Below are 14,875 nucleotides of genomic sequence, written 5' to 3'. Positions count from 1 at the left end.
GCGAGCAGGCCGATCTTCGCGCCGCGTTCGGCGAACGCGCGAGCGGTGGCTCGCCCGACGCCGGCTGATGCACCTGTGACGACGACGACTTCAGAGTCGGTAGTTCTGGACATAGTTAGCTACTGAGGGGGTTCAGTCGGTCGACTGTCTCGGAGGTGGCATACCGTTCCCAGCCGCCGTAACGATCCGTAATCGGCCCTCGGGGGACGCTGAGGATCAGGATGAGCGCGCCGGCTATGACGGCATTAATCGCGGCGACTGTCGGGACGCCAGTGAACAGCCACGGAGCGACGACGATCCAGACGGCGAGCGGGATATTGAGGAACCGAACGGCGCGAGCGGGTTCGGCGGTCGCGATCACGGTAAAGGAGACGACCAACGAACCGACCAAGTGACTGCTGTCGGCCATGAACCCCGTCGTTCCGAAGAGGGTTGGCGAGAGCATGAGCCAGACGCCGAGCGCCATCGCACCGAGCAGCGTCCACGGGATCGAGACGCCCCAGAACGGTTCGCTGATCGAAGAGTTACCGATCGGTCGTGTTTCGGTTTCGTCGACACCGGCCTCGTCCTCAGGAATCGTGCCGCCCATCCAGAAGGCGGTCCAGAGGCTGTCACCTTGGCGCATTAGTCGGACAACGTACTGGCCCATCGCGACCACCTCATCGACTGTCAGCGAGATCATCCACAGCATTCCGAAGGCCGAGAGGAGACAGAGGGTACACCACGTTCCGACCATGATCGGCTGCATGATGACTAGTAGTACCTGCACGAAGCCCAGCGGGATCACGACTACGCCGAAGAAGGCAACCATCCACGGCATTGTCCGCCAGCGCCGGCGATCGCCCATGAATCCCATCAGGGCCTCGACCGAGTAGGCCACTGCGCCGAGGCCGGCGTCGGAGACCGGGAATGCTTTTGACACTTGGGACGTGAGGACCCCTTCGGTTCCGGGATTGTACAGCGGGTCCCAGACGCTCTCGATGTACCCTAACTGGAAGGCGGCCATATACCACGAGGCGAAAAAGCCGAATATCCCGAGCGCAATCAGCGGAGCGCGCTGGGCGCCTGTCGAGGGATTGTACGACCAGCCCGGTGGGATGGTCGGGCCATCCATCTCCGAGCGCATCACGATGAGGACCGTGAACGTGATCACCATGACGCCGACGAGCGTGTTGTTGGCGTACGCCGCGGCCGTCGGCGCCGCAAATACGATCGGCGAGAACACCAGCCAGAGGCCGACGAATCCATTCGCGTAGTTGGCGTAGCCGCTCTCCCGGTAGATCGTCAGTCCGGCGAGCGCGATGAGAACGAGTCCGGTGGCGACGGTACTCCACGTCATCAGCGTGCTCTCGTAGCTCAGCGCCGGGACGCTCGCGAGGAGCCAGACGCCCAGCGAGATGACGGCGTACTGGACCCACACCTCCTTCGTCGGGTGGGCGAGCATCATGTCACCTGGCCGCATCGAACCACCGTCGTCACCGTCGTGATCCTCACTGTCGGTCCCATCGCGTTCCTCGCCGGTATCGGTATCCCGGTCGCGATCACCGTCGTTTTCACCGCCACCGTCGACACTCGAGCGTCGCTCTCGAGCGTCGGTCGTCGTGGCGTCCGGTTCTCCGTTCGAATCGTCGTGTCTGTCGTCGGTCATTGGTATTTCTTTGCCTCTCACTCGCGCTCGTTCGGCCGGCGGACGATCGCCCCGCTCGAGTCACTATCTCGAAGCGACTCGTTGCGTCCGAGCGCTACCGACTCGCCACTCGAGTCGTCGGCGGCGAGATAGAGCGCACTGTTGAGCAGTCCAATGTGACTGTACGCCTGCGGGATGTTCCCGCGCTGTTCACCGGAGTCTGGATCGATCCCTTCCGCCAGCAATCCGAGCGGACTGGCGTAGTCGAGAATCGCCTCGAAGCGCTCTCTCGCCTCGTCGGTCCGTCCCGAGAGCGCCAATGCACTCACGAGCCAGAACGAGCAGACGACAAACGGACTCGCTTCGCCAGGGAGCCCGTCATCACCCTCGTAGCGCCGGACGAGACCGTCGTCGGTGGTCAGGTGCTCGATCGTCGCGTCGATCGTCCCCTGTACGCGAGCGTCGTCGGTCGGGAGGAATCCGACGATCGGGATGAGGAGATTCGACGCGTCGAGTACCTCCCCGTCGCTGAACGATCGCACGAAACTGTCCGCTTCCTCGCTGTACCCCCGCTCGAGGATCGCTCGGCGAATGTTCTCGCGGCACGTCCGCCAGCGCTCAATCGGCGCCGAAAGGTCGTCGGCCACTTCGGCAAGTTCGATCCCTCGATCCAGGGCCGTCCAGCACATCACCTTTGAGTAGACGAACTGTTCGTAGTCCGATCGAACCTCCCAGATGCCGGCGTCGGGCTCGTCCCATTCCTCGCAGACGTAGTCGATGAGGTCTCGTATCACCGACCAATCGTCGTACGTCATCGGCTCGCCGTAGCGGATACTCTCGTAGATTGCGAGGATCAGTTCCCCGTAGACGTCGAGTTGCTGTTGGTTCTTGGCCGCGTTGCCGATACGAACGGGGGCCGATCCCTCGTACCCGCTCAAGTGATCGAGGACCGTTTCGTCGGGGACCTCTTCGCCGTGGAGGCCGTAAACCGGTGGCATTGCTTCGGGGTCGTGGCGGCGACAGTGATCGAGACAGAGTTCAAAGTACGAGCGGGCCTCCTCGAGATGACCGAGTTCCGAGAGCACCCGGACCGTGAAGGCCGCGTCGCGGATCCAGTTGAATCGATAGTCCCAGTTGCGGACGCCACCGAGGTCCTCGGGCAGCGACGTTGTCGGGGCCGCACACACGGCACCGCTCTCCCGGTGGAGGAGGAGTTTGAGGACGAGCGACGACCGGACTGCGAAGTCGTGCCACGGGCCGCCGACGGGGCAGTCGGTCCCGTCACAGTCGTGCACCCACTCCCGCCAGTAATCGACGGTATCGGTGAGCATCTCCTGATGGCACGACGGCTCGTGTGGGACCGCCTCGCCGTAGCTCAGCACCAGCCAGCACGTCTCGCCGGCCTCGAGCGTCACGGTCGCGTCAGCGGCGTGGCCGTCGGCCGACGGCTCGAGTGGAACGTTGCTGGATACGATCACTCGCTCGTCGTCGACCGCGACGACGCCTTCGCTCGCCGGTTCGACATCGGGCACGTCCCGCGCGTAGTCGAATCGCGGTTCGAACGCGACCGCGAGTTCGAGCGAACCGTCCTCGCAGCTCAGTTTCCGATAGACGGCTGGTGATCGGTCGCCCGCCACGGATTCGGTCGCCTCGGCAACGGGCATGAAATCCGTCACCGTTGCGCTGCCGCCGGCGGTCTGAAACGTCGTCTCGAGGACGTTGGTGCGGTCGCGATACTGCTGGACGGATTCGAACGACTGCGTCGGCCGCACAGCGAAGTGGCCGCCGCGGTCAGCATCGAGTATCGCGGCGAAGACACTCGGCGACTCGACGTGCGGGAACGGACACCAGTCAATCGAACCGTCGCGACCGACTAACGCGACGGTGTTCTCGTCACCGATCACGCCGTATTCCTCGAGGGATTTGTACTGCATGATCTCTGTGAAGGTCGGATCGCCGCTACGTTACGCACGGATCGATCGCCGATCGTTGATAACCGGTTCATCTCTAGTCATCGCTCGTCTTTCCTATTGGGCAGTCGCTCGAAAGTCCGGGGTAGTGCCAGCGACGTACGCGTTGTAGCTCCCGAAACTCGCCATGAGCGTGCCCGAGACAACGTTGTTCTACAGCGCCACGCCCTCGAGACCGAGTGCAAACGGCGCGACGACGAGCCAGAGTCCGAGGATCGCGATGAGACCCGCGCCGGTCGCGCTTACAGGTCGCCGTCTGACTGCCCTAGCGTAGTTATAGCCGGCAACGAGGATGACCGCAGCGCCGACAATGACATCGTTCCAGTGACCGACCACTGGCGTATCGAGAACGAACGGAGCCGCGATCAACCAGCAGCCGAGCACGCCGTTACCGGCTACTGTCAACTTCGTCGTTGTGTCCATGATCGGCGCTCGTGTTTGTCTCGATCGAGAGCGAGTTGCGTTTGGAGCCACGAAACGGAGTGAACAGCGATTTCAGGCCGAAGCCATGTTCCGGCAGGTCTCTGCACAGTCGCGGAGGACGTCCGCACAGACCTGACAGTGTTCGGCGTCGTGTTGCTCGCACTCGTCAGCGCACTCCTCGCAGGCGTCGGCGGTGATCGCGGCGAGATCCGAGCTGTAGTCGGAATTACGGACCATGAACCGTGCATGCATGGTCGCTAGGTCAGCGACGTCCCTGCAGAGCCGTAGACACTCGGCCATCTCCTCGCCCTCGCTGGCGCACTCGTCGGCACACCACTCGCAGGCCTGGGTGCATTCGAAGCAGCTGTCGATACACTCTTGCATCTCCTCGCTTTCGCCGACGTGGTCGATCTGGGTCAGTGCCATTGCGATCGAACGGTCAGTGGCGATGAGTTTTGTTATTTACACCCCACGACGAACGGACCGAATGGTGAGGAGCGATACCCGTAGCGGATAGCGCGGTATGTCTAATCGGTGAGGACGGATTCACAAATCATTACCACCGATCAAAGCGATGGTTTCGCCAGCGGTAGCCGAGATCCTTCCTCTCCCATCACGTAAATGGCTCCGACCCGGTTGTCCGCTCAAGCCAGGAGATCGCCTAGTTCGACGGGGATCGTCGGTTATATCCTGATATAGATCAGCGGGATGTGTCCCTCGAGCCGCTTGAGAGCCCTTTACTCCCCGACCTCCAACCGGCCGTTGGCCGAATCGTCCACACGCTGCTCACGGCTGAGCACCGACTATTACAACGCGAGCTTGCCGATCGAGCGGGTGTCTCGGTACGGACGGTCAGAAACTACCGCGACCGACTCGAGGCACTCGATCTCATCCGTGTCGACGAAAACGGGTATCGTCTAACGCTACCGTTCAAAACCAGCGCCGAACGCCGCGAGCCCGTTGTTCCGGCCATCCTCGAGGGGATCCAGACGCTCCTCGACACAGCTGATGCGTTTCTCGAGACGATTTTGCCACTAGATCGGTACGGCGATCCTGACGACCCACTGGGGGGTATTCTCTTTTGGCCGCCGGATCCGCTACGCCTACTCGAGCATTCGATGGTTGGTCCGTGGCTGCGACTAGCGGTTACACTTACAGCGACAGAATCTACCAGAAACAACCGGACGGTACAGATGGGTCCGCCGCTCGAGCAGCAAGCACTTTCTTCTTGTTTCTGACGAATTCACCCGCGCCGGTTGCGAGCGAACGCGAATTAATTGTTGTGATAGACAACAACGTCCGTAGTGTTGTGAATGATAATAGCAGCTGATGACCGAAGGTGATGATGGGGCGACGCGTTTTCTCGAGCAGATGGAGAAGAATTCGTCCGCAGAGATATGAGGACACTCAAATCGGCGAGTACGGTTCCTCATTGGTCAAACAAATGTATCACGGTGTCATGGCTTCGCTTCAAAGACCAGACTGGTCGACGTCTCAGCCGCGCGGCGGAATCGCGTAAATCCACCCCCAGTGACGACTTTACGAGTCTGCTCCTCACCCGCTTGTGCGCCGAGCCCGTAGCCGACATCCTGACTCAGCGAATTCGGCGTACAGGCCACCGTCGAGATCGAGTATGCGAGACGGCCAAACGGAGTGAGATTGTCTTCGACCCGGTCCTCGGCATAGGGCTCCACAATCATCCATGCACCGTCGTCGGCGACCGTCTCCCGGACGTGGGCCGCCACACCGACAGGATCGCCCATGTCGTGGAAGCAGTTAAACATCGTCACGAGGTCGTAATCGGCCCCGTCGTATTCAGACGCGGTCGCCACTTCGAAGTCGACTCGGTCGGCGACGCCAGCGGCTTCTGCCCGCTCGCGCGCCACCGCAATCGACGTCTCGTGGTAGTCGATGCCGACAACCGTCGAGTCGGGGTACGCTTCGGCGATACGAATCGTCGGTGCCCCATGGCCACAGCCGACGTCAACGATCCGCCCGCCTGCTTTCAGCTTCTCATCGACATCCTCGAGTGCCTCGATCCAGTCGATCAGGAAGGCTCCGTAGGACGGTCCGAAGAAGCGTTCAGTACCGTGAAAGACGTCATCGTCGTGTTCGTGCCAGCCGATACCTTCTCCAGTCCGAAACGCTTCGCGGAGGTCGGGTCCGATCATGGACGCCGACGCGACCAGCTGGAACGCGCCCGGCATGAACACTGGACTCTCCTCGTCGGCTAACACGTACGCCTGCTCGGGGGAGAGATGGTACCGGTCGGTCTCGGGGTCGTAGGTCACGTACTCGCCAGCGGCCTGCGAGCGCAGCCATTCGCGGACGTACCGTTCCGCGGTGTTCGTCTCCTCGGCCAACTTGGCGGACGTGAGCGGTCCCGCCTCGTCTAGTGCCGCATAGAGACCGAGTTCGTCACCGATAACGGCCAGCGCGGCGTGAACTGTCGCACTGAGGTCGACGAGCGACGTCTCCACAAGTTTGTTCAGTTTCTGTTCATCGATCGGGTCTGTTTTGGTTTCTGTTGTCATAGTCCCGTGTCCGTTGTCACAAAAAGACGAGAACGGGCAAAGTACATTTTAGAATTTGTGGGCGCCGAGCGAGATGCTCTTTACCCCGTACTTCTGGCACGCCCCCTGCGCTTGCTCGGAGATGAATTCGTACTGCGGATTCTCCCTGACCTCAACAACCTCGAAGCTGGGCGTCTCGATCATGTCGGTATAGTCGTTGACCTGTTCAGCCCCGCCGATGCACGCCGCCCAGATATCCGCGTTGGTCTTGATGCTGTCAGGCATTTGAGTCTCAGTAATGATATCCGAGACTGCCAACCGACCCTCTGGCCTGAGTACGCCACTCACCTCCGTGAAGACGTGATCCTTCTCCGCGGAGAGATTGATAACACCGTTCGAGACCACGACATCGAACGTCCCGTCCGCGAACGGAAGGTCCTCGATATACCCCTGCTCGAACGAGACGTTCTCTAACCCGGCCTCGTCACGCAGTCGCCGTGCCTTCTCCAGTTGCTCGTCAGTCATATCCAGCCCCGTCACGCTCCCGGCGTCGCCGACGTGAAGTGCCGCGACGAACACGTCCGTCCCCGAACCGCTGCCGAGGTCGAGCACGTCATCCCCCTCCTGAAGGTCGGCGAGGTCGAAGTGATATCCCACTCCGGCGAAGGACTCGATAGCCTCCGCAGGTACCTGATCGAGATCTGAAGCCGGATAGCCGAGACGTTCTGCCAGCGGGCGTCCCATCTCGAAGTGATACTCGTCGGTCGGAGCCTCTGCGACGTTTCGGTAGACAGTCTTGACCTCCCGCTCTAGTTTGTCAACGTCAAGTGATTTTGACATTCCTATCCACTCCTTCGTTCGGAAACGACGTCAGTTTCGAGCGGGACAGCATTCATGATGTTATCCATCAACGGGGAGGTTGTTTCGACGCGGTCCCGTAGCTCGGCGAGTTTCTCCCCCGACGCGTCCGCGTCTATGTACGCAGTGCAGGTTACCGTGCTGTACCCAGGGCGAACGTCCTCGGAGATACCGAGGAACCCCCGGAGGTCAACGTCACCTTCGAGTTCAAACCGGAGGTTGTTGAGTTCGATGTCCATGGCGGCAGCGTTTGCCGCGTAGCCGACGCTCAGGCACGATCCGAGGGCGGCGAGCAGGAGCTCGACCGCGTTCGGTGCCGTCCGCTTACCGAGTATTTGCTCTGGTTCATCACCTTCGATCTGGAACTCCTGGGTGTGAATTCGCTCATCGGCCTGATCGAAATCGTCGATCGCGGTTACACATTGCAGACCGTCAGTCCATTCTGTTTCTGCCCGGAATCTGAATCGGCCAGTCTCTGGGTCTTCTGTGATTGCTTCGACCGCGTGGCCGAGTTGCTCTACATCTACCCCGTGGTTGCTAGTCATGATATGTTTCTACCTGCACCAGATGAAACGGATGTGTGGATAATGTAGGCATCTAGTGAAATTTGGGTAACCACTGACCGTCTTGCAGCCGATGAACGGGGCACCGGCTGCAAGCAGGGAGTCGCTGACTCATCGCGGAAATGGTTTTACGACAAGCGTCCCGATAGGAACAATTGCATTCTAGGGTCTCCACGTGGAGAAGGGACTCCAGTACTGAGTGAACTCGGTGAGTTGTCTGGCTAGTGAACGTCGAGATCTGGATTTCTGCACCAAGTTAACCAACATACAACCTACTGTGTTGGTTAACTGAGAAGCACTGTCTATTTGTAGCGCCAACCCCAGTTCTCACAACGCGAAGAAATATATTTCCAGTACCTTGGATATATGTCCTAGCGGCTCGTAGACACGAGCATGCCTGATCACAACAAACCATCGATGACGCGGGGGGAACGCGTTCGTGCTGCAGCACGGACCCTCCGGACACCCCGTACTGCACAGTGGATTGCTGATGAGACAGAGGTCTCGGTGAAAACCGCACAGAAATACCTCGAGCAACTCGCCGAGGACAACGTTCTCCGAGAAATCGAACAGGGAGAGCAGACACTCTATGGCATCGACCAGCTGATGGCCACATATCGTGAGGTTGCGGCACTCCAGCGGGAACACGATCGAGAGGAACTCACTACCGCTCTCGAGTCAATGCGAACCAAAACCACAGATTGGAAGGTCTCGTACGACGTCGAGACGCCAGGGGAACTCCGAGCGAGCATCGCTGATCTCGATGACAGTGATGAAATGGCACAACGTCGCGAGATTGCCAGCGAGTGGGAGCATCTCGAAGATCGTCTGCCAGTCATTCGCGCTGCACTCAATGAGTACGACTGGGCCACAAAACGCGATACAATTTCTGCGTGACAAATGGGTCTTTCAGGAACAATCGATAGTTCGGTCTATAAGGGACTCAGAGACGTCCTGCAGCGCCACCCTGTTGTCACAACTGTTTCATATGAACCGGACAGCCTTGTAAAGAAGTTCCTCCGAGCACAGATCGATCCCGACCGCGTCATCCCACCGACTGGTCCAGAACAACCGAGGTTGGACGTCGAATGGCGGTTCACTCAGAATGAGCAGTTCTACCGGATCCACTATGCCGACCCAAATACGGGGTTCAATTGCGGCTGGCACCGTGATGAGGACCATCCCGAGTTGGGGCCAGTCCATTTCCAATACGAGAAGCCGGATGCTGAGAGCAGCCAGCACGAGCGTTCGAACTTTGAAAAGAAAGTTCCAACAGAAATACTCTGGACCGCTCTCGACCAATTGTTCGAAAGGCGAATTCCGGACTTAGTGAGTGAGACATGAGGCCAAGTCAGGCTAATAAGCTTCTTATTGGCAGGCTGCCGGTACGGCTGCAGAGAGTGCTCCTTCATCGTTGAACGAGTGTGTCTTATCACTCAGACAAATAGAGGGGTGACAACTGTATCTTGGAAATCCAGCTGTGGTGGGATTGAGAGGGGATGTAGGCTATTGTCCGCTTGATCCCTGCCTAAAGACGGAGATCTGCGCTCGGAACTTTATAAGACGCTTCTCGATACAACCGATACATTTCTCGAGACGATCCCGCTACCAGATCGATACGATGATCCCGATGACCTACTCGGTAGTACACTGTTTTGGCCACTAGATCCCTTGCGCTTACTCGATCATTCGGCAGTCGGTCCCTGGCTACAAATCGCAGCTGCGCTCACAGCGACAGGAACAGGATCGACCAGACGCAATCAAACCGTACGGATGGGCCCATCGCTCGAGCAGCAAGCGCTTTTGCATACAACTCCGTAGGATTTAGTGAACCCAGATCGCGTTGGCAGTCTAGCTGTTGTTCTTCCGGCCGGGGACGCCGTAATCGATGTGGATTTCCGGTGTGCTCGGTGATTCGGATGCAGCGGTTCCGTTCCAATCGAGAACATGCACATTCGCCAGTTCTCCAGAAAATCGGAATCGTTGAACGCCGGTTTCGATCGTCCCCTCGACAGCATGTTCCGAGACAACTGTGGTTTTCTCGAGCGAGTCAGCCTCAACTGGTTCGATATCACCATCGACGCTAATTTCGTAGTTGGATGGCACTCCACGACCGATTACTGTAACGATATTTGTCATCGTTCTCTCACTTGGCATACAGTGGGAGACTCAAATTTTGCCAGTATAAGCCTTCTCATTGGCAAAACGGTCGGAATTTCCAACGGTCTCGAACGAACGAATATGGGTTGCACTATAACTCGACGTATTGATCTTCCCACTCTCGTCTATCCTGGATCGCTTGCTCTCCTGCGTCGCTGATCGCGTAATAGTTCGTCCGTCGGTCGAGTTCCCCCTTCTCGACCAACCCCTTATTGACAAGCGTGTCGAGGTTTGGGTACAACCGGCCGTGATTGATCTCGCTCTCATAGTACCCCTCTATCTCCTCCTTGGCATCTTGGCCGGAGGGCGGTCGGCACCTGCGATCACGTACAGGAGATCTCGTTGGAAGCCGGTGAGGTCATCCATCTTACGTGAGTATTCAACGATGCTGTATTTGACTTCTTTTCATGGAGAACTGTATGTTTCCGCGCTGTGAAAGTAGAATATTGCTCTCTGTTTAATATTTTTACACTCAATTAAATGGCAAAAACTGAAGCAGAGGCCGGTTCGAGGGTGTCATCGAACGATCCGCATGACGTTCTTTTCTCCGAATCTGGAGCGAACTATCCGTTCACTACACTTGCAAACTGAACGTCGGTATCTCTATCAGGCACTAATGATGTTCGCTGGATCGTGCTGAATACATAGCCTGCATATTCCAGAGGAGAGCCAGGAATAGGTGATTTAGATCGAGACCATTGGAAACTCCGCATCGTACTCACCCGGAGCGAGACGAAACGTTACCAAATACATCGGGACGATCCATTTGTCCACGCGAACAAGACGCTTCCCCTCGGAGCAGACAACGGTTAGCAACCAATGACTCGCTGACCCACGCCCAAGTCGGGTTTGGGTTTCTGGCCACCCTCGCCGGGAACTTCATGCCTATCCTTCGTAACTGAGAACATTCCTATGAACACCCCTCTAAACCGGGTCCGAGCAGGTCCTATGGTGAGTATCTGATGACACGACACAATAGCCAGTCCGACAGGAATCAATTCGCAACCATCGCAGTCGGCGCAGCTGAAACTGAAACGCATCCTCACAGAGATGGAACGAACGACGTCGTCCCGCCGATCCACCTCTCGACTACGTTCGAGTGGGCCAGCGGGGAGGACGCCAATGAACACGACTATTCGCGCGAGAGCAATCCGACGCGGGCAGGCCTTGAAGAGCAGTTAGCCCGCCTCGAAGGCGGTGAGCATGGATTGGCGTTCGCCTCCGGAATGGCCGCCACATCGACGACGATGCTGTCGCTGGTCCCTCCGGGAGGCCATGTCGTCTCCTCGGACACCACCTATAGCGGAACAGAAAAACTGCTCACGGAACACATGGCCGGACATCTCGGCGTTGACATTGACTTTGTTGACGCCCGTGACTCCGACAACGTCGCCGATGCAGTCAACGCGGACACTGACTTGATCTGGGCAGAAACACCGTCGAACCCCTTGATTAGGTTGTGTGATATCCAAACGATAGCCGACATTGCCGATGACCACGATGCGCTGTTCGGCGTGGACAGTACCTTTGCGAGTCCGTACTACCAAGCCCCACTCGAACTAGGTGCTGACGTCGTCGTTCACAGCACCACCAAGTATCTCAACGGACACTCCGACTCGATCGGCGGTGCCGTTATCACCGACGACAGTGGGGTTTTCGAGCAATTAGCGTTCGCGCAGCGGGTTGGGCTTGGGAATGTGCTTTCGCCGTTCGACTGCTACCTCGTTACGCGAGGCATCAAGACACTGCCCGCGCGGATGGATCATCACGAGAAGAACGCGATGGCGGTTGCCCGGTTGCTCGAAAGCCACGATCGGGTCGCTCGTGTCCACTATCCGGGCCTTGAGAGCCACCCGCAACACGATCTTGCGAGTGAGCAGATGTCGGGGTACAGCGGGATGCTATCCTTCGAGTTTGACGGCACACTCATCGAACTTGAGGCGTTCATCGAGGGGCTTGAGGTATTCACGCCAGGAGCTAGTCTTGGTGGGGTCGAGAGCCTTGTTGAGGTACCGTCACTAATGATCCCCGACGAGTTCAGTCGTAGTGAGGATTCAGCGGAGATTCCCGAGACGTTGGTCCGGGTATCCGTTGGCCTCGAAGACGCCGATGACCTCTGCGAGGACCTCCGGACGGCGCTACCGTAGGCGCACGTTCCCTTTTCCTCCCGACCGTCCCGATCCGCAAGCGGGTCGATTGTCCACTAGATCTAGCAGCCGCAAGCGGGAGTACGAACTGTTTCTAAACGAGAGAGTGCAGATTATTCGAGCGGTTCGATGACATCTCCGGGACGAATCATCCCATCTTCGAGAATGTCCACTCGGAGCCCACCGCGGTGAGTGAGTGCCTGCAATACACCGCCCTGAGTGATGCGCTGAAGATGATTACACGGTTCACACAGCCGATCCCCTCGACAGATGGCATCACCGACTCGGAATCGTTGTTCAACGAGATGATTGAGTGCGACATCACGGGTTTCGATGTTTCGTCGGTGTTCTCCCGGTGCGAGTTCGATTCCCGCTTCACGTTCGATTGCTGTGACAGCCTCTTGCTCGATCAACGTGAGGTCGTACCCATCGTGGCGTTCCTCATCTGGCTCCCACTCGACGAAGGTTCCCGTCTCAATCTCGCTAAAGTAGCGATCACCTCGGAGTCCCTTTCCGGCAACTGCTTCAACGTCGGTCTGTTCTTCCATCTTCGCTTCGGCTTCAGGTGCGATAAAAATCCGTTCGACAGTTCCACGCCCGGTCATGTGTGCTATGCACGTTTAGCACAGTATAAACACTCGGGTGTAGGTGTTGTTGACAAGTAACTTCAGCGTGCGGCTATTGGCAACCAGCAGATAAATCAATGGCTCTGCTGGTAACGCTCTCACCTGTACTGAACGGCAACTACGTGTGCGAATGTACCATCACTACGCCAGTACTCCTGACACCAGTGTTCCTTCACACTCAGACCGTGCCCTTACTCAACGAGCAAACTATACAGCATTAGCAGCCCAGTAGCAAGGAAAACGACACCACTCACGAGAGCGAACGTTCCGGTGTCGTACAGCAGATTATATCCTCCCACCCCGAGAACGATCACAACCCCAACGGCTTGTGCGGTTCGCGTTCCCCAAAAATCAACAACTTGCTTGGTGAGCGTGGACATACATGTAATTCGTACTGGTTCATAATATGATTTTGTACTGAATGATACGTGCATCACCTGTACTTACTGTTTGTCGGCTAGTCACAGAGAGAGGGTATGTGAACTTTTCTATGACACCCTGTGGTTCGTTTAGCAGCTGTGGATAGCGTACCTATCTGGCTTGGGGACAAGAATGAAGCGTGATTTCTGAGATGGTGTCCTTCGACCTCTCGTTCGTGGCTGTAGCACACCTCCCCGACGCCGCACCCCTATCCAACAGAGCAAACTCAACAACAATCGACTCCTGCTCGCTGTCTGTCACCGTCATCTCTGACCCCTCTACCCCCCTCAAGGGGCGAATAACGCCACAATCGCGTCGAATTGAGCAGTCACTCGAGCGGTCTCGTCTCTGCCTTCTCTACTCCTGTGGATGCAGCGACTGGACGGCTCTGTGATGCTCTCTGAGCCGTGCCAGCGGTGGCGCGCGATGAATGCGCGCAGTAGCGCGCAGAACGTGCGAGGGACGAGCGATGCGACCACAGGGAGCAAAGCGAGGAGGCTGGGGAGGACGCGAGCGAAGCGAGCGTGTGGTCGGACACACAAAAAAGAGAGCTGCTTCGCCTATTCCTGGGTCCACCACCGCCCGCGTTCGGGGAACTCGAGGCGGCTCCAGCCGGTCACGGCCAGGTTGCATCGCTCGTTGTGCCAGTTCTTCGCCGCGTTCCTGATCCGCACCGTCTCTCCCTCGCTCACTGTTGTCTGGTAGGAGTTCTCCCAGATCGTGACCTTCATCTTCTCGGTGTCGTCCGCGATCAGCCCCACTTGGCTGATCGACGACTTCGAGGGCTCCCACAACTCGATGATCTCGCCTTCCACGTCTACCTCGCCTGCCTCCACCTCCGGCACGTCTGCGACGTCTACGATCGTTCCCGACTCGGCCTTCACTTCGTCCATCTGCTCGAGGGTTGCGTCGATCATCGACTTCCCGTCGGTCACCTTCTCCGCCAGTCCACGGCTCACTGCCGCCCGGCTTGGACCTCCACGAACCGTCTCCGTGATTCGCACCGATTGTGTGTTGACCGCCGCCAACTGCTCTTGCTCCAACTCCGAACGGGGATCCACCCGTTCAACCCGCCGCTCTCGGCGTTGCTCGACCACGACCTCTCGCGTCCGCTTCTCTCGTCCCTCCTGCGTTCCGAACGTCGCCTTCGCACTGATCAACTCGAGCTCTTCCTCTCGAGCCCGAATCCGCTCTTCCTGTGCCAGTGGCAGGTGTCCGAACTCGTTCTCTTCGCGTCCAACCACCGTCTCCGGGTGGTTCGTCTCGACTTTCGTGTGTATCTCCTGCTCGACACTCGGCGAGAACTCCGGCGTTTCGTCCACGATGTCTTCCGCGAACGGATCTTCCACCTCCACGCCTCTGTTCGTCTTCTCCGCAGCCGCATCCTGGTTGACACTCGATTCATCCGAAGTTTTATCATCTCGGAAGTTCGTAGAACTCATTGCTTATCCCGAAGGCGCTCTCCAACGCGTCTTCACTCCAACACCTCCTAGTCCCAACTGTGTTCATCTCCTGCAACCGCTCTCGCTCGCGCCTTCAGGTCCCCTGAGGCGCGAGTAGAGCGGGAC

General features: G+C 58.1%; 15 protein-coding genes and 1 pseudogene. 4 read left to right on the top strand and 12 right to left on the bottom strand.

Going from position 1 to position 14,875, the window contains the following annotated elements; translation table 11 throughout:
• The 5 genes from PGX04_RS15820 to PGX04_RS15800 all read right to left on the bottom strand — a co-directional run.
• A partial coding sequence (locus tag PGX04_RS15820; protein ID WP_273739390.1) for an SDR family NAD(P)-dependent oxidoreductase occupies positions 1-113 on the bottom strand: 113 nt, incomplete at its 3' end.
• 2 nt (positions 114-115) lie between these two features.
• Positions 116-1,648, bottom strand: coding sequence for a vitamin K epoxide reductase family protein (locus PGX04_RS15815; protein ID WP_273739389.1), 1,533 nt, complete (start codon positions 1,646-1,648; stop codon positions 116-118).
• A 17-nt stretch (positions 1,649-1,665) separates the two neighbouring features.
• Positions 1,666-3,561: a glycoside hydrolase family 15 protein gene (locus PGX04_RS15810; RefSeq protein ID WP_273739388.1), complete on the bottom strand. Its 1,896-nt coding sequence runs from the start codon at positions 3,559-3,561 to the stop codon at positions 1,666-1,668.
• Between the two features lie 189 nt (positions 3,562-3,750).
• A complete protein-coding gene (locus tag PGX04_RS15805; protein WP_273739387.1) occupies positions 3,751-4,020 on the bottom strand; it encodes an SPW repeat domain-containing protein in 270 nt (89 codons plus the stop codon).
• A gap of 72 nt (positions 4,021-4,092) precedes the next feature.
• Complete coding sequence (locus PGX04_RS15800) at positions 4,093-4,446, bottom strand: four-helix bundle copper-binding protein (RefSeq protein ID WP_273739386.1); 354 nt, start codon at positions 4,444-4,446, stop codon at positions 4,093-4,095.
• 284 nt (positions 4,447-4,730) lie between these two features.
• On the opposite strand from PGX04_RS15800, the gene PGX04_RS15795 reads away from it, so the two are divergent.
• Positions 4,731-5,258, top strand: a complete 528-nt coding sequence (locus tag PGX04_RS15795) for a MerR family transcriptional regulator (protein ID WP_273739385.1) — start codon at positions 4,731-4,733, stop codon at positions 5,256-5,258.
• 219 nt (positions 5,259-5,477) lie between these two features.
• Here the strand turns inward: PGX04_RS15795 and PGX04_RS15790 are convergent, their stop codons facing one another.
• Genes PGX04_RS15790 through PGX04_RS15780 form a run of 3 tightly spaced genes read right to left on the bottom strand, consistent with a single transcriptional unit; the run spans position 5,478 to position 7,936 of the window.
• Positions 5,478-6,554 (bottom strand): class I SAM-dependent methyltransferase, encoded by a 1,077-nt coding sequence (locus PGX04_RS15790; protein WP_273739384.1) that lies wholly within the window; start codon positions 6,552-6,554, stop codon positions 5,478-5,480.
• Positions 6,555-6,602: 48 nt separating this feature from the next.
• The gene (locus tag PGX04_RS15785; RefSeq protein WP_273739383.1) at positions 6,603-7,373 is read right to left on the bottom strand and encodes a methyltransferase domain-containing protein; all 771 of its coding nucleotides are present in this window, start codon (positions 7,371-7,373) and stop codon (positions 6,603-6,605) included.
• 2 nt (positions 7,374-7,375) lie between these two features.
• Positions 7,376-7,936 (bottom strand): OsmC family protein, encoded by a 561-nt coding sequence (locus PGX04_RS15780; RefSeq protein ID WP_273739382.1) that lies wholly within the window; start codon positions 7,934-7,936, stop codon positions 7,376-7,378.
• 411 nt (positions 7,937-8,347) lie between these two features.
• On the opposite strand from PGX04_RS15780, the gene PGX04_RS15775 reads away from it, so the two are divergent.
• Positions 8,348-8,851, top strand: coding sequence for a DUF7342 family protein (locus PGX04_RS15775; protein WP_273739381.1), 504 nt, complete (start codon positions 8,348-8,350; stop codon positions 8,849-8,851).
• 3 nt (positions 8,852-8,854) lie between these two features.
• On the top strand, positions 8,855-9,298 hold the full coding sequence (locus PGX04_RS15770; protein WP_273739380.1) for a hypothetical protein: 444 nt from the start codon (positions 8,855-8,857) through the stop codon (positions 9,296-9,298).
• Between the two features lie 507 nt (positions 9,299-9,805).
• Here the strand turns inward: PGX04_RS15770 and PGX04_RS15765 are convergent.
• Positions 9,806-10,111 (bottom strand): hypothetical protein, encoded by a 306-nt coding sequence (locus PGX04_RS15765; RefSeq protein ID WP_273739379.1) that lies wholly within the window; start codon positions 10,109-10,111, stop codon positions 9,806-9,808.
• A 94-nt stretch (positions 10,112-10,205) separates the two neighbouring features.
• Positions 10,206-10,480, bottom strand: a pseudogene (locus PGX04_RS15760) (PadR family transcriptional regulator).
• Positions 10,481-11,076: 596 nt separating this feature from the next.
• On the opposite strand from PGX04_RS15760, the gene PGX04_RS15755 reads away from it, so the two are divergent.
• Positions 11,077-12,261, top strand: a complete 1,185-nt coding sequence (locus tag PGX04_RS15755) for a trans-sulfuration enzyme family protein (RefSeq protein WP_273739378.1) — start codon at positions 11,077-11,079, stop codon at positions 12,259-12,261.
• A 113-nt stretch (positions 12,262-12,374) separates the two neighbouring features.
• Here the strand turns inward: PGX04_RS15755 and PGX04_RS15750 are convergent, their stop codons facing one another.
• Together PGX04_RS15750 and PGX04_RS15745 are read right to left on the bottom strand one after the other, a co-directional pair.
• Positions 12,375-12,866: an MOSC domain-containing protein gene (locus tag PGX04_RS15750; RefSeq protein WP_273739377.1), complete on the bottom strand. Its 492-nt coding sequence runs from the start codon at positions 12,864-12,866 to the stop codon at positions 12,375-12,377.
• A 1,001-nt stretch (positions 12,867-13,867) separates the two neighbouring features.
• Positions 13,868-14,749 carry an SOSS complex subunit B family protein gene (locus tag PGX04_RS15745; protein ID WP_273739376.1) on the bottom strand — a complete coding sequence of 294 codons (882 nt, stop codon included), beginning with the start codon at positions 14,747-14,749 and terminating at the stop codon, positions 13,868-13,870.
• Between the last annotated feature and the right edge of the window lie 126 nt (positions 14,750-14,875).

This window comes from Natrinema soli (genome assembly GCF_028618695.1).
Note: the sequence above shows the minus strand (reverse complement) of the source record. Positions and strands in the feature narration are given on the sequence as shown.